The 18,577-nt window shown below is 73.5% G+C and carries 12 protein-coding genes; 8 read left to right on the plus strand and 4 right to left on the minus strand.

What is annotated here, in order from left to right; all coding sequences use genetic code 11:
* Positions 1 to 25: 25 nt before the first annotated feature.
* Together J8M51_RS34735 and J8M51_RS34740 are read left to right on the plus strand one after the other, a co-directional pair.
* Positions 26 to 265 (plus strand): hypothetical protein, encoded by a 240-nt coding sequence (locus J8M51_RS34735; RefSeq protein ID WP_218781467.1) that lies wholly within the window; start codon positions 26 to 28, stop codon positions 263 to 265.
* Between the two features lie 55 nt (positions 266 to 320).
* Positions 321 to 674, plus strand: coding sequence for a hypothetical protein (locus tag J8M51_RS34740; RefSeq protein ID WP_086759414.1), 354 nt, complete (start codon positions 321 to 323; stop codon positions 672 to 674).
* A gap of 856 nt (positions 675 to 1,530) precedes the next feature.
* Here the strand turns inward: J8M51_RS34740 and J8M51_RS34745 are convergent.
* The 4 genes from J8M51_RS34745 to J8M51_RS34760 form a co-directional block, all read right to left on the minus strand.
* Positions 1,531 to 1,962, minus strand: a complete 432-nt coding sequence (locus tag J8M51_RS34745) for a recombinase family protein (protein WP_317852998.1) — start codon at positions 1,960 to 1,962, stop codon at positions 1,531 to 1,533.
* 6 nt (positions 1,963 to 1,968) lie between these two features.
* Positions 1,969 to 3,672, minus strand: a complete 1,704-nt coding sequence (locus tag J8M51_RS34750) for a methyltransferase (RefSeq protein WP_086759151.1) — start codon at positions 3,670 to 3,672, stop codon at positions 1,969 to 1,971.
* Positions 3,673 to 3,727: 55 nt separating this feature from the next.
* The gene (locus tag J8M51_RS34755) at positions 3,728 to 4,954 is read right to left on the minus strand and encodes a 4-hydroxybenzoate 3-monooxygenase (RefSeq protein WP_256965569.1); all 1,227 of its coding nucleotides are present in this window, start codon (positions 4,952 to 4,954) and stop codon (positions 3,728 to 3,730) included.
* 218 nt (positions 4,955 to 5,172) lie between these two features.
* Positions 5,173 to 6,717, minus strand: coding sequence for a fused MFS/spermidine synthase (locus J8M51_RS34760; RefSeq protein WP_179203267.1), 1,545 nt, complete (start codon positions 6,715 to 6,717; stop codon positions 5,173 to 5,175).
* A gap of 226 nt (positions 6,718 to 6,943) precedes the next feature.
* Between J8M51_RS34760 and J8M51_RS34765 the strand changes: the two genes are divergently transcribed.
* The 6 genes from J8M51_RS34765 (at position 6,944) to J8M51_RS34790 (ending at position 18,568) form a co-directional block, all read left to right on the plus strand.
* On the plus strand, positions 6,944 to 9,736 hold the full coding sequence (locus J8M51_RS34765; RefSeq protein ID WP_086759148.1) for an alpha/beta hydrolase: 2,793 nt from the start codon (positions 6,944 to 6,946) through the stop codon (positions 9,734 to 9,736).
* A gap of 176 nt (positions 9,737 to 9,912) precedes the next feature.
* Positions 9,913 to 10,392, plus strand: a complete 480-nt coding sequence (locus J8M51_RS34770) for a MarR family winged helix-turn-helix transcriptional regulator (RefSeq protein WP_256965566.1) — start codon at positions 9,913 to 9,915, stop codon at positions 10,390 to 10,392.
* A gap of 130 nt (positions 10,393 to 10,522) precedes the next feature.
* Positions 10,523 to 12,625 (plus strand): MMPL family transporter, encoded by a 2,103-nt coding sequence (locus J8M51_RS34775; protein ID WP_086759147.1) that lies wholly within the window; start codon positions 10,523 to 10,525, stop codon positions 12,623 to 12,625.
* Positions 12,626 to 12,942: 317 nt separating this feature from the next.
* Positions 12,943 to 14,796 carry a fatty acyl-AMP ligase gene (locus J8M51_RS34780; RefSeq protein ID WP_267299754.1) on the plus strand — a complete coding sequence of 618 codons (1,854 nt, stop codon included), beginning with the start codon at positions 12,943 to 12,945 and terminating at the stop codon, positions 14,794 to 14,796.
* Positions 14,793 to 16,793, plus strand: coding sequence for an acyl-CoA dehydrogenase family protein (locus J8M51_RS34785; RefSeq protein WP_267299755.1), 2,001 nt, complete (start codon positions 14,793 to 14,795; stop codon positions 16,791 to 16,793). Before J8M51_RS34780 ends, J8M51_RS34785 begins: the two co-directional genes overlap by 4 nt.
* A complete protein-coding gene (locus J8M51_RS34790) occupies positions 16,790 to 18,568 on the plus strand; it encodes an acyl-CoA dehydrogenase (RefSeq protein WP_256964463.1) in 1,779 nt (592 codons plus the stop codon). Before J8M51_RS34785 ends, J8M51_RS34790 begins: the two co-directional genes overlap by 4 nt.
* Positions 18,569 to 18,577: the final 9 nt, after the last annotated feature.

An 18,577-nucleotide genomic window follows, 5' to 3' on the forward strand; every position in this document is an offset into this window, starting at 1 on the left:
TCCCCTGCGAGCCGGAGTTCGTGTGGTGGCCGCCCTCCTGCAGGACGGCAGGCCCGTCAAGACGTCTCACGCCACCTGGGCCGCCATCATGCGGATCCAGAGCCCGAAGGGCCGGAAAGCACTGAAGGAGTACCGCGAGGAGCTGTGGGTCCAGTGGCAGAAGGCCACGGCTCCGCCGCTCACCGTGGCTCAGACCCGGATGCTCCGCCGGGTGAAGACGGACTTGACCCGCTCTGTGATGACGAACGCGGACGTCCGGACTTGAGGTGATCATCCGACTCCTCAGACACTGACGCTCCGCCAGGGCAGAGGAGTAGCGGATGAGTTACGCCGAGCAGGAGGCGGCCATGGCCCGCGCATCGATCGAGTACCAGCAGCACATTGATATGGGTATGGAGGCCGCATACGGGGCTCAGGCCGACGTCGGAGCCCCGTACGGCCCCTACTTCCCCGATCTGAGGCATTCCAAGGTGGAGTCCACCCTCACCCCCACTCCTGACCCCGGGTGCGAACCCGATGCTGAGCCGTCGAGCCTCTTGGACGACCAGGAGGAGGCGTACGAGTACCTGATCAGGACCCTCTCCGACGATCAGCGGGCCGCCCTGCGCGTGCTCTCTGTGGAGGGCCCCGTCGATGCCCTCCACCAGTTGCTGGACAGGCTCTGGGGCGAGTGAAGCGAGAATAGCGCTCCTGGAACATCAGGATTGGACGCTACGTCACTTCCAGGAGAACCAGCTTCAATTGTGGCCTAAACGTCCTCTCACCAGCGAGTATCCGTTGGTGAGAGGACGTTCTTTGTGGTTCGGGCCGTCCCTGGGCCGTAGTGTGCCCGGTTGGTTTCGGAGCGCTGACCTCACAGTTTGTGAGGGTCAGTAGCGGTCTGGAACAATTTGCCGCATGGGACAGGCTCGGGAGATGCGATGGGGGATCAGGCCGCGTGGCCGTGGACTCACCTTCCTTCCCTTGTCCTGGTTTGGATTCGCGAGAAGGTCAGCCCCAGCCGATCTAGCCGCGCTGTCTTTTGCGTACAGAGCTATCGAGCGGTTCGACCTTGAATACGGATTGGTCTCTCTGCCCTGGTTCGGGCGCCGCTTGAGTGGCGCCCTGTTGGGGCTGATTTTTACGCTCGCGCTTCCGTCGCTGCTCAGGTCAGTCCGATCTCGGAGCTCCTGCGCGTACGTGAGCGATTCTCTCGCGCCTGGAAAGGTGCTCCCTGCGCGGTGCTGAGCGCTTCGTCTCGGTTGGTACCAGGGGTGAGCACAGGCGCATGCGTGCGTCTATCGGGAGCGCTTTAGGCGCGCCTGCGCTCATCCGCCTGTTCAGGCGAGAGGGCCCATACGACCGTGAATATCCGAGAGCGCTGTCGGCGTTGGCGGGAACGACGTCGTCGAGACGCGGAACCACCGCGTCTCACCGGCGGCAATGAGCCGAGCTATATGAAGGTTGCAATCCTGGGCGGGATCGTTCAGGGCGTAGTCGGCGAGATCACTGAACCTGTGTGTGATCTCGTCAGGACGGCAGCTCCCATCGTTAACGATCTCGTTCAGCGTTTGGTCTGACGCGGGTCTGTCTCCGGTGTCTCAGCCACCGGAGACGGACCCGCGTGGTCCGGCCCGACCTGGGGCCGGACCACGCGGTGTGCCAAGCCACCACAGCGTCGATGTGGCCGCTCTGCATGTCGGCCAGCATCCGGTGGTAGCCCTTGCGCTTCTTCCGGCGGTCCGTCGCCGACATGTCGTTGTCGTTGTACACCTCGACGACGGTCCAGCCGAGTTGGGCTATGAGAGCGCGGCAGTCCCTTTCCTGGCGCTTGACGCCGAGTCCGGCTCTCTCGCGGTCGTCGGAGATGCGGATGCGGATCTCGCCCGGCGGGCCCTGGCGGAGGCCTTCTCGGACATGACGGCAGCTGAGCTGATGCGCTCCAAGAAAGGCCTGGCACTCGACCTCACCCCGCCCCACCACCCCGCCTCACCCCACGACCCCCGACCCCGCCTTCCTGACATGCAGCACATGCCCGTCCAGCGGCAGTGGCGACCGGTCCACCAGGGTGAGGCCGGCGTCGGCGAACAACTCGGTGTAGTGGCCGATCCGCCGCTCGCGGCCGCCGACGTTGCACATCATGTGGAGGTCCCAGGCGGTCGCCAGTGAGGCCGAGCCGTCGGACGGCAGGACGCGTTCGACGACGAGCAGATCGGCGTGGTCGGGCATCGCGCGGGCGCAGTGGCGCAGGATCTCGCGGCAGCGTTCGTCGTCCCAGTCGTGCAGGACGCGGGAGAGGACGTAGACGTCACCGCCCCCGGGTACGTCCGCGAAGTCGCCGGTCAGGAAGGCGCAGCGTGCGCCGAGACCGGCCTCCCCGAGTCGCAGGCGGGCCGCCTCGACGGCGTGCGGACGTTCCAGCAGCACTCCGTTCAGGCGCGGGTTCGCGGCGAGGACACGGCCGAGCAGTTCGCCGTTGCCTCCCGCGACATCGACCACCGTGGCCCCGCCGGGAGTCTCGGCGGCGGCGGTGAGCACCGGATGCGTGGGCACCGGGTCGAACATGGCGGCCCCGGCGGCCATGGACCGGTCGAAGAGTTCGGCGAGGCGGGGGTCGCGGGCGAAATGGTCGAAGTGGTTCTCGCCGAAGACATGCTCGAACGCGACCTCCCCCGTCCGCACGGTGTGCCCGAGTCCGCCGAAGGACTCGTAGAACGGCCCGCCGTACATCAGCGCCAGCGCCCGCATCGACCCCGGGGCACCGGCCCGCAGCAGGGTGCCCAGCTCGGTCAGCCGGAAGCCGTCGCGGCTCTCCGTCACCGCGCCCAGCATCGCCAGATAGCGCAGCAGCGTCGCCAGGTTCCGGGGCTCCGCGCCGGCCTCCCGCGCCAGTTCCGCCACCTCGGCCGGGCGTTCGCCGTCCATGGCGTCGGCGATCCCGAGCTGGGCGAACACGGCCAGTGCCTGGGTCGTCCAGGCCCCGGTCAGCAGGCGCAGGAGCGTTTCAGCAGGCTGTCGGGCGCGATGCTCGTCGAGGTGGGCGGCGAGTACGTCCCGGTGGTCGCCGGGCACGTACAGCTCCACGCGCCGGTAGCCGGCCGCCTTGGCCTCGGCGGCGATGCCGAAGTAGAAGACCGTGCCGTTCTCGTGCGGGTTGTAGCCGCCGCCGTCCGGGGTGGCCCCGTAGCGCGCGAAGGTCGCGCACAGGCCCCGCAGCAGCAGTGGGTCGGGGGCCACGACATCGAAGGCGACATGGGTCTCGTGCCCCTGTTTCCGCTCGTCCGCGGCGATCGGGTCCAGCCCCGATCCGGGTGCCACCGTCAGCGCGAACACCTCGACCGTACGGTGCTCCCCGTCCGCGCCGACCACGGCGGGGCGCAGGATGCCGACGTCCAGTTCGGCCGCCGGCCGCCGGTGCCGTACGGCCAGCCGCTCACGGACGACGACACTGGGCCGCGGCGGCGCGACCGCCTCCAGCCCGCAGCCGCCGAGCAGGGCGCGCAACTCCGCCTCGCCGGACGGGAAGACGAGCAGCGCGGCATGCGAGAAGCGGCAGTGCTCCACGAGGGTCCGCAGCTCCGGACCGTCGAGTCCGGGGAACAGCAGCGGAAGCAGGGTGGCGGTGTCCTGCTCCCTGACGAAGTCGACCGTCGCGAGCAGGCGGGACGTGTCATCGGACAACGTCGTGATCATCAAGGGAACCCTCAATCGATACAAGTAAGTAAGTACGAGGCGGAAGAACAGGGCGTCAGACGCCGACGTAGTGCTCGGCGAACCAGTCCTGGTGGCTGCGCGACGTCCGCAGCGAGTCGATGCGGGAGCGCCGCAGGGAGTCATGGAAGAGGGAGGCGGGGTCGGGCGGGCCGCCGGACGGGCCGCCGGACGGGCCGGGCCCGCCGTGCAGCAGCCGGATCATCCAGTGCGAGAACTCCTGCGCCCGCCAGATGTACGCCAGACACCGCGCGGAGTACGTGTCGAGCCCCGCGCGGTCGCCGCGGACGAGGGCGTCGACGAGGGCTCCGGCGAGGATCTCCGCCTCCAGGACCGCGAGATTGGCCCCCTTCGCGGCGGAGGGACTGACGAGCCCGGCCGCGTCACCGGCCAGGAACAGCGCACCGTGCCGCAGCGGTTCGAGCACGTCGGACTCCAGGTCGACGACGGCCCGCCGTACGACACGGCCGCGGCGCAGCGGGCCGTACTCCGCTGCCCGCATCCGCAACTCCAGCTCGTCCCAGACGCGTTCCTCGGACCAGGCGTCGGCGGCGGTGCCGCGCGCGCACTGCACGTAGTAGCGGGTGATGTCGCTCGAACGCGCCATGTGCCCGGCGAACCCCCGCTCGTGCACCGCGTAGCCGACCGCGTCCAGGCTGGGCGGCGCCTCGGCGAGCAGACCGAGCCAGGTCACCCCGTGGTCGCAGTGGTGCCGCCGTACCGCACCGGCCGGCAGCGACCGGCGGGCCGCGCCGTGCCGCCCGTCGCACCCGGCGACGTACCGCGCGTCCCAGCGGGCGGGCCGGCCGTCCGCCTCACGCACGTCCACGCGAGGGCGGTCCGTGTCGGCGTCGAGGACGGCCACCGCCTCGGTGCCGAACTCGATCCGTCCGCCGGCGTCGAGGAAGCGCGTCAACAGGTCGGTGACCAGGAGCTGTTGGGGATAGACGGTGTGCCGCTCGCCCCGTCCCAGCGCGCTGTAGTCGAGGCGGAACCGGCCCTCGGCACTGCGGAACTCGCACACGCTGTGCGGCCGGCCCCGCCGCCGCAGCCCCTCGGCCAGCCCGTGCCGCTCCAGGATCCGCACGGTGTTGGCCGCCAGGAACCCGGCGCGCGCCCGCGTCTGAACGTACGTCCGCTCGGCGCGCTCCAGCACCACACAATCGATCCCACTGTCCTGAAGAAGATTGCCGAGGACGAGCCCGGCCGGTCCGGCACCGAGGACGACCACATCGGCCGTTCTGCGGGTCTGGCTGTCTGTCACGAGAGGGGATGGTAGGTCCCATGAAGTGACTTACTTGACATAAATCACCTGTATGGGAAGTGCCATCGCAGTGAGCGGGGGCGCACGCCCCCCGTGGTGCGCCGTCCCCCGTGGCGCGCCGTACCGCGTGGCGCGCCTGATGAACGCCGACTCCTCCGCCCGGTTCGTCCTGACCGCGACGGGCTACCGGGCCCCGCGCCTCCGAGGGGCGCGCGCGGTCACCGCCGCGTGGCGGACGGCTGGAGGAGCTGGTCGACGGGCGCGTAGTCGTCGGTGAGCGGCCGGGCGTCGCCGATCCACGCGGTGAGGTCGTCGCCGGTGGCGATCCGCCAGCCGGTCCGCCGGGCGTCCAGCGCCTGCTGCGCCGCGCGCGGGTCGACGGGCCGGCCGGAGGCGAGCACCACCAGGTTGCCGCCTTCGGGGGCGGCGTCCGGGTCGGGGCCGAGGCCGAGGTCGACGGGGGCGCCGAGGACGGCGACGTGCTCGAACGTCTCGGCGAGGGTGGCCGCTTCGGCACGGGCGAAGTCCAGCCCCCCGTGGTCGATGAGGTTGGCGACGTACAGACCGTCCTCGTCGAGCACCCGCCGTACGTCCCTCATCGCCTCCACGGTGGTCAGGTGCCACGGCACGCTGACACCCCCGAACGCGTCGCCGACGACGAGGTCCCGGCTGCCGTCGTCCAGCCGCCGCAGGCCGAGCCTGCCGTCCTCGGTGCGTACGTCGATCCCGGTGTCCGGGGTCAGCCCGAGCCGCTCGCGGTCGATGCGTACGACGCCGCCGTCGATCTCGGAGACGAGGCTGCGGGTCCCGGGCCGGGTGGCGGCGAGGTAGCGGGGGAGGGTGAGTCCGCCGCCGCCCAGATGGTGGGCGTCGAGGGCTTCACCGGCGGGGAAGGCGGTGTCGACCACCGAGGCGATGGCGCGTACGTACGCGAACTCCAGGTGGGTCGGGTCGTCGAGGTCGACGTAGGAGTGCCGCAGTCCGTCCAGGACGAGCGTGCGACCGCTCTCGCGGTCGGGGTCCGCGACGACACGGGCGCAGTGGTACCGGGTCTCCGCGTCGCAGCCGCCGGGCGCGACCGCGGTGCCGAGGCCGCCGGCGACGACCACCAGGGTCAGGGCGGGGGTGCCGCGCCAGCCCCGGGTGCGCCACTCGACCAGCGCCGCGCCGGCCACCAGCAGGCAGCCGAGGCCGATCAGGATGCCGCTGACCGGCAGCCGCGACACCAGGACGAAGCCGGTGAGGACGGTGCCGACGATGGCGCCCGCGGTGCCGACACCGGACAGCCGGCCGACGACCGTCCCGGTCTCGGCGAGGCTGGTGAGCCGCAGCTTCGTCACGATCGGTGTCACCGCGGAGAGCAGCGCGCCCGGCACGAGGATGGTCAGCGACGCGATCAGCAGCAGCAGCGCCGGTGCCCACTCCGCGGTGGTGCGCAGCACGGCGGGGGTGAGCGCCACCACCGCCCCCGACACCCCGAGCGAGGGGCCCAGGAGCCGTCGGGGGTCGAGCTGGTCGGCGACGATCCCGCCGAGCCAGGAGCCGACGGCGATCGCGGTGAGCGCGATTCCGATGACCAGGGTGCTGGTCTCCAGGGTGAGCCCGAGATAGGGGGCCAGCAGCCGCAGGGCGACGATCTCGACCACCAGCACCGCGGCCGAGGACCCGAACACCAGTGCCGCGGCGGTCTGCGGACCCGGGCCGCGTCCCCGGGGCCTGTCCTCGGGACCGGGTGACGACGTCGATCCACTCACGCTCGCCATCCTCGCACGCTCCCTCCCGGCGGGGTGGCGCCGTCCACAGGGGAGTTGGCCGGAACCCGTGGCCCAACTCCCCCTGGTTGCACGTGTCTTGTTGATCGGTCGGGGCGGAAGTTGTGCGAATGCTGTGCGCGAAGGCGACTTGGTGATCGAATGTGATGCATTTGGTGTGTCGGGGGAGCCCGGGGCCCGTGGGGCCCCGGGGCACTGACCATCAGGAGGAACAGAAGTGATCCGTGTCTCGCGCGTGACGGCCGCTGTGACAGCGGCCCTCGCGCTGGCGCTCGCGTCGCCGGGGGCGGCGCAGGCGGCGCCCGAACCGGCGCCCGGGAGATCGTCGACCGCCGCCCTGTCCGACGGGCTTCCCCAGGGCTGGCGGACCACCGGCTCAGGGGAGTCGGCGGAGCTGGTGTGGCGTGCGCCGGAGAAGGTGCCGGTGGGCGACGCCCAGGTCGAGTTCCGCAGCGGGGACCGCCTGTTGGGCGTCCCGAGGCCCGCCGCGGACGGCCGTACCTTCCGGCTGCCCCTCGACGGGGTGCGCCTCGACAGGACGGACGACCTGCGGGCCGAGGCCGCCGGCCGCCGTCTGGACGTGGCCGGGGCGAAGGCCGACGCCCGTGAGCGCCGCGCCCTCGACGACCCCTCGGGCCCGTCCCGGCTGCCCCGCACGGCGGACCTGAACGGGGTCGACCCCGGCGTGCCCGGCCCGTACCGCACGACCAGCGGTGAGTACTCCCTGCCGGCGGTCCAACTCCCCGGCTACGACACCGGCGTGGAGATGAAGGCCGTCGTGGTCGCCCCGGAGGGCGCCACCGGCGACCGCCCGCTGGCGCTGTTCCTCCACGGGCGCCACGGCACCTGCTTCCAGGGCGACGACGTCACCCTCGAATGGCCGTGCCCGTCCGGCTACGAGCCGGTGCCCAGCTACCGCGGCTACCTGCACGACCAGCGACTCCTCGCCTCCCAGGGCTATGTGACGGTCTCGGTCTCCGCCAACTCGATCAACGCCCAGGACTGGCAGGCCCCCGACGCCGGCGCCCAGGCCCGCTCCTCGCTGATACGGCTGCACCTGGCCCACTGGGCCGACTGGGCCGCCGACCCGTCCACCGCCCCCGACGTCGTACGGAACGCGCCCCGCGCCGACCTCGGCCGGGTGCTGCTGGTGGGTCACTCCCGGGGCGGCGAGGGCGCCGACCGCGCCGCGCTGGACAGCCTCACCCCGCCGCCCGCCGACCAGGACGGCTACGGGGGCAGGACGCGCTGGACGATACGCGGGACCGTCCTCATAGGCCCCACGATCTTCGGCCAGAACCCCGCGCCCGACGTGCCGTCCATGACGCTCCTGCCGGGCTGCGACGGAGACGTCATCGACCTCCAGGGCGAGTACTACGTCGACGGCACCCGGGGCGTCAGCCGCGGCAAGGCCCTGCACAGCGCGGTCTACATGACCGGAGCGAACCACAACTTCTTCAACAGCGAGTGGACCCCCGGCCAGGCCACGGCACCGGCCGAGGACGACTTCCTGTACGGCGGCGACGAGCACGACCCGCTGTGCTCGCCCGGCACCGCCACCCGGCTCACCGCCGAGCAGCAGCAGAAGGCGGGCTCGACCTACATAGCCGCCGCGGCCCGGCTGTTCGTCGCCGGTGACGACCGCGCCCGGCCGCTGCTCGACGGGTCCGACGCGCGCGCCGCCTCCGCCGGGCCCGCCCGCGTCGCCACCCACGCCGTCGGCGCCGCCCGCTCGGGGGCCTTCCTCCCCGACTCCTCCGCCAAGGTCTCCGGCGGCCGGCTGTGCGCCCAGGTGGACCCGGACCCGGACGTCTCCTGCCTGGACCCCGGACTCACCACCGCCTCACCGCACTTCACCCAGTGGCGCAGGGTGCTGCCCGGCAAGGAGCCGGACCGCTACGCCCTGGCCATGAACGGGAGCGGCACCGCCACCACGCTCACCCCCGCCCGCCCGGTCTCCCTGTCCGGCGCGAAGGAGCTGAGCCTGCGTGTGATCGTGCCGCCGAACACCACCGGCACCGAACTGGACGTCGCCCTCACCGACACCTCCGGCGAGCGGGCCGACCTCGGCCGGGTCCGTGTCGACGGCCTGCCCGGCACCTCCCGCACCTCCTCCTACTGGGCGCGCGAGGTCCGGGTGCCGCTGTCCGCAGAGACCCGCGAACGCCTCGACCTCGGACACGTCAAGACCCTGTCCCTGACCCCGCGCACCGGGTCCGGCACGGCCTGGCTGATGGACGCGTACGGCTGGCGCCCCGGCACCCCCGCCGTCGAGCCCGCGCGTCCGGCCCGCGTGGACGTCGGCCGGCTGACCGTCAAGGAGGGCGACTCCGGATCGCGCACCTACCAGGTGCCGGTCCGGGTGTCCGGGTCGGGCAGCGGCCAGGTCCGGCTGTTCGTGGACGAGCCGGGCGCCGACCGTCCGGTCGCGCGCACGGTGACCGTCCGCGCGGGCACCCGCGTCGACGTCCCGGTGACGGTCGAGGGCAACACCCGCTACGGCGCCGACGAGACGCACCGGGTGGCCGTCAAGGCCGTACGCGGCGCGGTGGTCGGCTCCTACCTGGGCGGCGTCATCGCGGAGAACGACGACCCCCAGCCCACGGTGACCGTGACACCGGTCGCCGACCGGGTGACCGAGGGACAGCCGCTGGTCTGGCGGATCGGCCTCTCCGCGGCGGCCGACGTCGCCCTGTGGACGGACGTGCAGCTGCTGCCCGTCTCCGAGGGCGCCGAACTGTCCACCAAGGACGTCCCCGCGGCCTGGCTGGACGAGCACTTCGGTGCCTCGCCGGACCCCGAACTCCCCCTGTCCGCGCTGCCGGACGGCGCACTGCTGATGTCCGAGGTCCCCGCGGGCGACCTGAGCGTCGACGTGTCCGTGCCGACCGTCGCGGACGGGCTGGACGAGGCCCCGGAGTCGCTCCGGTGGCAGCTGTGGACCTACGACCCCGAGGGGGCGCCGGTCGAGGGCCCGCAGTTCACCGGCACGGTCCGGGACGCGCCCTAGCGGAGCGCCCGTATCCGTACGCGGTGACGGATGCCCGTACGGCATGACGGGTTCCCGTACGCGGTGACGGATGCCCGTGCGGCATGACAGGTTCCCGTACGTGGTGACGGGCCGGTCCGCCGGAGGCCTCGCTTCCGGCGGACCGGCCCGTCCCGCGTCGCGGATAGGCTGCTCGCGTGGCAGGAACAGAAGAGCGGGAGCAGGGGGCGGGCGGCACCGCGGGCGGCGACCTCCAGGCCCTCGCCGTGCAGATGCGCCGGATGAACGGCGAGATCAACCGCCTCGTGCACGGCTTCGCCGACGACCACGGTCTGCACGCCACCGACGTCCAGGCGCTCGCGGCGATCCTGGACGCCGAGGAGCCCATGACGCCGAGCCGGCTGCGGCAGCACCTCGGGCTCACCTCCGGCGCGGTGAGCGCCTGCGTCGACCGGCTGGAGCGCGCCGGACACATCCGCCGCGTGCGGGAGAGCGCCGACCGCAGGGTGGTGCACCTGTACTTCGCGGCCGAGGCCAGATCGGCGGCCGGTACGTACTTCCGTCCGCTGGCCCGGGCGACCCAGGCGGCCCGCGCCCGCTTCACCGACGACGAACTCGCGACCGTGCTGAGCTTCCTGGCCGCGATGAACGAGGAGATGTCCCGGCTCAGGCCCTGAGCGGACGAGGCCCTGAGCCGCCGAGGCTCCGGGCGGCCGAGGCCCCGGTTCCTCATGATCGGGATCGAGTTAACTCAATCATTGAGATACTTTATCGTCGAGGTAGTTGCCGCTCGACCACCGGAGAACCATGTCCCTCACCGCACGGCGCGCCCGCCGGCTCGTCCCCCTCCTTCTGCTGGTCGTCTGGCTCGGCATCGGCGGAGCCCTCGGCCCCTTCGCCGGCCGGCTCGGCGAGGTCGCCACCGACGACCGGGCCGCCTTCCTGCCCCGCAGTGCCGAGTCCACCGAGGTCATCGAGGCGCAGCGGGCGTTCCGGCAGGAGGAGGCGCTGCCCGCGGTCGTCGTCTGGACCGCCGGGGACGGCGCGGCGGTGACGGACCGGCAGGACGCGGCCTCGTCGGCGCTGGCCTTGCTCGCGGACGACGCCGGCGTCGCCGGCCGGATACCGCCGGTCCTCGTCTCCGAGGACGGCGAGGCCCTGCGGGGCGTCGTCCCCCTGCGGCCGGACCTCGACGACGCCCTGCCCGGCGCGCTGGACCGGGTCCGTACGGCCGCCGAGGGCGTCCCCGGCACCACGGTCCAGTTGGCCGGCCCCGCCGCCAACCGGGCCGACCTGGCCGACGCCTTCGCCGGCATCGACGGACTGCTCCTGGTCGTGGCCCTGGTGACCGTCCTGGTGATCCTGCTGCTCGTCTACCGCAGTGTGCTGCTGCCCTTCCTGATCATCCTCGGCTCGGTCCTCTCCCTGGGCCTGGCCTGCGCCGTCGTCTACGCGCTCGCCGACGCCGGCGTGGTCCGCGTCGACGGCCAGGTGCAGGGCATCCTGCTGATCCTGGTGGTCGGGGCGGCCACCGACTACGCGCTGCTGCTCAGCGCCCGCTTCCGGGAGGAACTGCCCCGGCACGAGGACCGGTTCGCCGCCGTACGGGCCGCGCTGCGGCAGTCGTGGGGCGCCATCGTGGCCAGCGGGGCGACCGTCGCCCTGGGCCTGCTCGCCCTGCTGCTCAGCGACCTGACGAACAACCGGGCCCTCGGACCGGTGGGCGCCATCGGCATCGCCGCGGCCGTGGCCGGCTCGCTCACCTTCCTGCCCGCCGCCCTGGTGCTGCTCGGCCCGGCCGCCTATTGGCCCGCCAAGCCCCCCGCCCCCGGGGGCCGTTCGGGCGGCGGCGGCGTATGGCACCGGGTCGCCGCCCTCGTAGACCGGGCGCCGCGCAAGGTCTGGGCGGTCTCGCTGGCCGGTCTGCTGGCCTGCGCCGCCTTCGCCCCGACCCTCACCTCCAAGGGCGTCCCGCTCGACGAGATCTTCGTGGGCGGCGCGCCCTCGGTGACCGCGCAGAACACCCTCGCCGAGCACTTCCCCGGCGGCTCCGGCGACCCCACCGTGGTCATCGCGAACGCCGACCGTCTGGACCGGGTCGTCACCACGGCCCGTGCGACCGACGGCGTCGCCTCGGCCACGCCGCTGAGCGGGTCCCCACGCCCCGACGGTGCCCCGCCGGCCGTCGACGGCCGGGTCCGTATCGACGTCACCCTGCGCGCCGCCGCCGACAGCGACGCGGCCAGGGACACCGTCGCCAGGCTGCGCACCGCCCTGCACGCGGTACCGGACGCCGACGCCCTCGTCGGGGGCACCACCGCCCAGCAGTACGACACGCTGCGGGCCGCCGAACGGGACCGCACCCTCATCGTCCCGGTGATCCTGGTCGTCATCCTGCTGATCCTCACCGCACTGCTGCGGTCGTTGCTCCTGCCCGTGCTGCTGGTGGCGACCGTGGCGCTCAACCTCCTCGCGACGCTGGGCATCTCGTCGCTGGTCTTCACGCATGTGTTCGGCTTCAGCGGCACGGACCCGTCGGTGCCCCTGTACGGCTTCGTGTTCCTCGTCGCCCTGGGAGTCGACTACAACATCTTCCTCATGGACCGCGTACGGGAGGAGACGCTGCGGCACGGCCCACGCCAGGGCGTACTGCGCGGGCTGACCGCCACCGGAGGGGTCATCACCTCCGCCGGAGTCGTCCTCGCCGCCACCTTCGCGGCCCTCGGCGTCATCCCCCTCGCCTTCCTCCTCCAGGTCGCCTTCATCGTCGCCTTCGGCGTCCTGCTCGACACCCTGGTCGTCCGCTCCCTCCTGGTCCCCGCGCTCGCCCTGGACCTGGGTCCCGCCGCGTGGTGGCCGAGCCGCCTCGCCCGACCGGGTTCTGCCTCCGTGTCACGACGTCGTGGCTGAGGGTCAACTCACCTACAAATCTTGCCAATTACTCGCCCTGGGGCACAGGAGTGCGATCTAGGGTGGGGCAATGGCCCGCCTCCTTCGTCCCCCGCGCCATCAGGACCGGTCTCGCAGGTCGGTGCGGGAGTGCCCGATTCATCCGGGCCCGTCCGGGCCGGATGCCGGCGCGGACCGTGCGCCCGTCGGTGGCTTACGGATTCGGTCGCTCCCCGGGTGACGCTCGGTCACCCGACAGTCCCGCCCAGGGAGACCGTCCCGCCCAGGGAGACCGTCCCGCCGAGGGAGACCGTCCCGTCGATGGAGGCCGACACCGCATGCGCAGGCACAGGAGTTTCGTCGAACTGATGTGTGTGAGGGCGGCCGAGCACGGTGACCGGACCGCCCTGGTCTTCAGCGGGGACCCGCTCCGCGCCGAGGCCGACGAGACCATGACGTACGGGGAACTCGACCGGGCCGCCCGCCGGGTCGCCGCGCTGTTGCGGGACCGGTTCTCCGTCGGCGACCGGCTGCTGGTGCTGCATCCCTCCGGGCCGGGGTTCGCGCAGTCCCTGCTGGGGTGCATGTACGCGGGCATGGTCCCGGTGCCCGCGCCGCCGCCCGACGGCCGTCAGCGGCGGCAGGCCGACCGGCTCGCCGCGATCGCCCGGGACGCGGGAGCGGCCGGCGCCCTGACCGACGTGACGGACCTGGAGGCGCTCAGGTCCTGGGCCGGGGAGCAGGGCCTGCGGGACATGACCGTGCTCGCCCCGCACTCCGCCCAAAGCGTTGTGGACGGCGCGAACGGCGAAGGCCTCGTGGACGGGTCGCCCGCGGCGAACCCGTGGCCGTCGCCGCCGGCCGACCCGCACGCCCTGGCCTTCCTCCAGTACACCTCGGGGTCGACCGCCGACCCCAAGGGCGTCATGGTCGACCACGCCAACCTGCTGGCCAACGCCGAGATCCTGGCGAAGATCGCGGGCCTGAGCGCCGAAGGACCGGTGGGCGGCTGGCTGCCGCTCTACCACGACTTCGGGCTGATCGGGCTGCTGCTCACGCCACTCGTCCTCGGCGGTCGCAGTGTGCTGATGCCGCCGACGGCCTTCCTCAAGCGCCCGCACACCTGGCTGACCCTGATCGACCGGCACGGCATCGACTTCTCCCCCGCCCCGAACTTCGCCTACGACCTGTGCCTCCAGCGGATCACCGACGAGGAGCTGGCCCGGCTGGACCTCTCGCGCTGGCGGTGCGCGGTGAACGGCGCGGAGCCCGTCCAGGCCGCCACCGTCGAGGCGTTCACCCGGCGGTTCGCCGCCGCCGGGCTGCGGCCGGAGGCGATGCTCCCCGGCTACGGCATGGCCGAGACGACCCTGGTCGTCTCCGGTGACCGGCCCGCCCGCCGTGCCGTGATCACCGAGGTGGACCCCGCCGCGTTCGAACGCGGCGAGCTGCTGCCCCCGGCCCCCGGCGCCCCCGCGCACCGCGTCGTCAGCAGCGGCCCGGCCGAGCACCTCGACGTCCGCATCGTCGACGCCGACGTGGGCCGGACCCTGCCGGACGGCCGGGTCGGCGAGATCTGGGTACGCGGCCCGAACGTCGCCCGGGGCTACTGGGGGCGCCCGGCGGAGACCCGGCGCGTCTTCGGCGCCGTCACGCCCGACGGGGAGAGCGGCTTCCTGCGCACCGGGGACCTCGGGGTCCTGCACGAGGGCGAGCTGTATGTCACGGGCCGCACCAAGGAGTTGATCATCATCCGGGGCCGCAACCTCTACCCGCAGGACCTGGAGGCGGCGACGCGGGCGGCCCACCCGGCGCTGGAACGCGGCGTCGGGGCGGCCTTCTCGGTCCCGGTGCCCGAGGAGGAGGTCGTGATCGTCCGCGAGTGCCGGGCCGACCGCCTCGCGCCGGACGAGCTGCCCCGCGTCGCCGCGAGCGTCCGCGACCGGCTCACCCGGGAGGTCGGGGTGCCCGCCCACAACGTCGTGCTCGTGCCGCCCGGCACGGTGGCACGCACCACCAGCGGCAAGATCCAGCGCCGGCTGCTGCGCCACCGGCTCCTCGGCGGCGAGCTTCCGATCCTGTACGCGGAACTGTCGCGGGCGGTGCGCGCCCGGCTGGGCGACGGCACGGAGGGCGGCGATACGGAGGGTGGCGGCCCGAAGAGCGGTGCGGAGGGCGGTGACGCCTCGTGACGGCGCCCGGCCCGCTGATCGACACCGGCCGGGTCGACCTCGACGGCTTCGACCGGGCGCTCGGTGACCCCGCCGACCCTGCGGCGCCCCTCTCCTTCGCCCGCGGCGCCGAACTGGACCGCGCCGAGCGGTTCCCCGAAGACGGCTGCCGGGAGCTCGACCGGACGGGGCTGCCGCGCCTGTATGTGCCGGCCGAGTTCGGCGGGGCGCTGACCCGCTACGACGAACTCGTCGCGGCGCTGCGGGCGGTGGCGCGCCGCGACCTGACGGTCGCCATCGCGCACGGCAAGACGTTCCTCGGAGGTGTCTGCGTCTGGCTGGCGGGCAGCCCGGAGCAGGCGCGCGACCTCGGCGCCGACATCGTCGCCGGGACGCCGGTCGCGTGGGGCCTGACCGAGCCCGGCCACGGCAGCGACCTGCTCGCCGGCGAGATGACCGCGACACCGGAGCCCGGCGCGCCCCGCGCCCCCGGCGACCCCGCCGCCCCGACCGACGTCGCCGTCGTCGGCGTGTCCACTGCCCTTGGCGACCTCGCTGCCCCGGCCGACCCCGCTGCCCCGGCCGACTTTGCCGCCCCGGCTGATCCGGCCGACGTCGCCGTCGTCGGCGTGTCCGCTGCCCTTGGCGACCCCGCTGCCCCGGCCGACCCCGCCGCCCCGACCCACGTCGCCGCCCCCGGCGGGACCACCGCCCCCGGCGGGACCACCGCCCCCGGCGGGTCCACCGCCCCCGTCGGCTTCCGGGTGCACGGCGAGAAGTGGCCGGTCAACAACGCCACCCGCGCCCCACTGCTCTGCCTGCTCGTGCGCACCCGGCCCGAGGGCGGGCCGCGCGGCTTCAGCCTGCTGCTGGCCGACAAACGGCGGCTCCCGGCGGACCGCTGGCGGACCCTGCCCAAGGTGCCCACCCACGGCATCCGGGGCGCCGACATCAGCGGGATCGCGCTGGACGACTGCCCGTTCCCGGCCGACGCGCTGATCGGCGAGGAGGGCGCCGGGCTGGAGATCGTCCTCAAGGCGCTGCAGCTCACCCGGACCGCCGTGACGGCCCTGTCGCTGGGCGCCGCCGACCAGGCGGTGCGGCTGGCCGAGGAGTTCGCCGCGCGGCGCGAGCTGTACGGCCGCCGGCTGATCGAACTGCCGCACGTACGCCGGGTGCTCGGGGAGGCGTACGCGGCGCTCCACGCCGCCGAGATCGTCAGCGTGCTCGCGGCGCGCAGCGTGCATACCCTGCCGCAGGAGATGGCCGTCATCTCCGCGGTGGCCAAGTCGTACGTCCCCACGCGCGTCGACGAACTGATCGCCGCCTGCGGGGAGTTGCTGGGGGCCCGCGCGTTCCTCGCCGGGGTCCACGAGCACGGCGCGTTCCAGAAGCTGGAGCGCGACCACCGGGTGGTCGGTGTCTTCGACGGGAGCACCTTCGTCAACCAGCACGTCCTGATCAACCACTTCCCGTTGCTGGCCCGAGGCCACCGGGAGGGCACCGCCGACGAGGAGGCCGTCCGCCGTACCGCCGATCTGTCGGTCCCGCCGCCCCCGGCCCGGCTCGACCGGCTGAGCCTGCTGGCGCGCGGCGGCTGCGGCTTCACCCAGAGCCTGCGTGCCGCGAGCGGTGACGTACGTGCGCTGGCGTCCACGGGCCAGGTGCCCGCACGCGTGGCCGAACTCGCCGAGGAACTGGCCGACGGCTGCGACCGGCTCCACCGCGAGCTGGCGCTGCTCCCGCCCGCCTCCCAGGACGTACCGCCGGAGGCCTTCGCGCTGGCGCGCCGCTACGAGCACTGCTTCGCGGGTGCCGCCGCCCTGCGGGTGTGGCTGCACAACCGCGCGTCCGGCGGGGACCCGTTGTGGCTGGAGGCGGTCCTCACCCACGTACTGCGGTCGGTGCGTCCGCCGGGCCGGCCGGCCGACGCCGACGACGAGGTGTTCGACCGGCTCCTCGACGCCCGCGCGGCCGGCCGCCCCGCCGCCCCTCCGACCTCGGCGGCCATACCGTGACCGACAGGACCGGGGCGAACGACGCCCGCGACACCCGTGACGCCCGCGATGCCGCCATCGACGACCACTCCGCGGCGGCTGCCCTCGCCGACCTCGAACGCCGGTTCGGCGACCCCTGGGATCCGGGCAATCCGACCGGCCACGCCGCGGTGCTGGCGGCCGACGAGGCGGGCGAGATGCTCACCGCGGGCGAGCGGCTGCTGGACGGCTACGGGCTGAACGCCGAGTTCGTCCCGCCCGAACTGGGTGGGCGGCTGACCCGGCTCGACCACCTCGTCGAGGTGCTGCGGGCGGTCTTCCGCCGCGACCCCTGCCTGGGACTGGGGTACGGAGCCGCCAGTCTGATCCCCGCCGTCAACGTCTGGACCGCGGGCGACGCCCGGCAGCGCCGGCGGATGGCCGAGGTGCTGCTGGCGGGCGGCCGGGCCGTCTCCGGCTACCACGAGCTGGCGCACGGCAACGACTTCGCGCGGGCCGCGTTCACGGCGCTGCCCGGCGACGACGGCCGGCTGCGGCTCGACGGGCGCAAGGAAGTGATCGCCAACGCCGGGCGCGCCGAGGCCATGGTGCTCTTCGCGCGCACCTCGACCGCTCCGGGCAGCCGGAGTCACTCGCAGCTGTTCGTCGAGCAGGCGGACCTCCCCGAGGGCGCGCCGGTCCAGCTGCCGCGCTTCCCCAGCGCGGGGATGCGCGGGGTCCGGCTCGGCGGGCTGGAGTTCCGGGACTGCCCGATCCCGGCGGACGCGGTGCTCGGGGCGCCCGGCCTCGGCATGGAGACGGCGCTGCGCTCCTTCCAGGTCACCCGCGTCGCGCTGCCGGCGATGAGCGCGGGCATCCTGGAGACCGGCCTCGACGTCACCGCCCGCTTCGCGGACGAACGCGTCCTGTACGGGCGGCCGCTGGCCGGGATGCCGTACATCGGCTCGATCCTCGCCGACGCCTTCACCGACCTGCTGATCTGCGACTGCCTGGCCACCGTGACCGCCCGCTCGGTGCATCTGCTCCCCGGCGAGAGCAGTCTGTACGCCTCGGCCGCCAAGTACTTCGTCGCCACCCTCCTCAGGGACGCCATGGACGCGCTGTCGCGGGTGCTGGGCGCCCAGTTCTACATCCGGGACGGCGGCTACGGGATCTTCCAGAAGCAGCTGCGCGACCTGGCGCCGGCGGGCTTCGGCCACACCGCGCGCGTGGCCTGCCTCAGCACGGTGCTCCCGCAACTGCCCCGGCTGGCCCGCAAGGGATGGCTGGACGACACCCAGCCGCCCGCCGGGGTGTTCCGCCTCGGCGCGGACCTGCCGCCGCTGCCCTTCGAGCGGCTGTCGATCGGCTCGGGCGGGCGCGACCGCCTCAGCGCCTCGCTCACCGCGGCCCTCGCCTCCCGCGACCTGGACGGCGAGCTGCGCCGCTCGGTGCGCGTCATGGCGGACGAGCAGACCGCCGTACGACGCGCGTGCGCCGAACTGGCCCCCGGGGATCTCACCGTCGCCGCCCGGCCCGAGGCGCTGCGGCTGGCGGCGCGGTACGCGGCGGTGCTCGCGGCGACCGCCTGTGTGAACGTCTGGCTCCACAACCGGGAGCGGCACGAAGCGTTCCTCGGCGACCCCCGCTGGGCGGTCGCGGCACTGGGACGGATCGCCGAACGGGTGGGCCGCGACCCCGGGCAGCGTCCCCGGCACCTCACCGAACGGCTGTCGGCGGAGGTCCTCTCCCGGCACCGCGACCGCCGTGGCTTCAGCCTGTCGAACCGGAGCCTGCCCGGAGGGCGCCGCCATTGAGGACAAGGA

The sequence above is a fragment of the Streptomyces griseiscabiei genome (assembly GCF_020010925.1).
Lineage (GTDB): Bacteria > Actinomycetota > Actinomycetes > Streptomycetales > Streptomycetaceae > Streptomyces > Streptomyces griseiscabiei.

What these genes read in the sequence shown, in the direction of transcription:
- J8M51_RS34750 (WP_086759151.1), bottom strand. Translation starts at nt 3,672, where the DNA reads ATGATCACGACGTTGTCCGATGACACGTCCCGCCTGCTCGCGACGGTC.
- J8M51_RS34760 (WP_179203267.1), bottom strand. Translation starts at nt 6,717, where the DNA reads ATGGCGAGCGTGAGTGGATCGACGTCGTCACCCGGTCCCGAGGACAGG.
- J8M51_RS34780 (WP_267299754.1), top strand. Translation starts at nt 12,943, where the DNA reads ATGCGCAGGCACAGGAGTTTCGTCGAACTGATGTGTGTGAGGGCGGCC.
- J8M51_RS34775 (WP_086759147.1), top strand. Translation starts at nt 10,523, where the DNA reads ATGTCCCTCACCGCACGGCGCGCCCGCCGGCTCGTCCCCCTCCTTCTG.
- J8M51_RS34740 (WP_086759414.1), top strand. Translation starts at nt 321, where the DNA reads ATGAGTTACGCCGAGCAGGAGGCGGCCATGGCCCGCGCATCGATCGAG.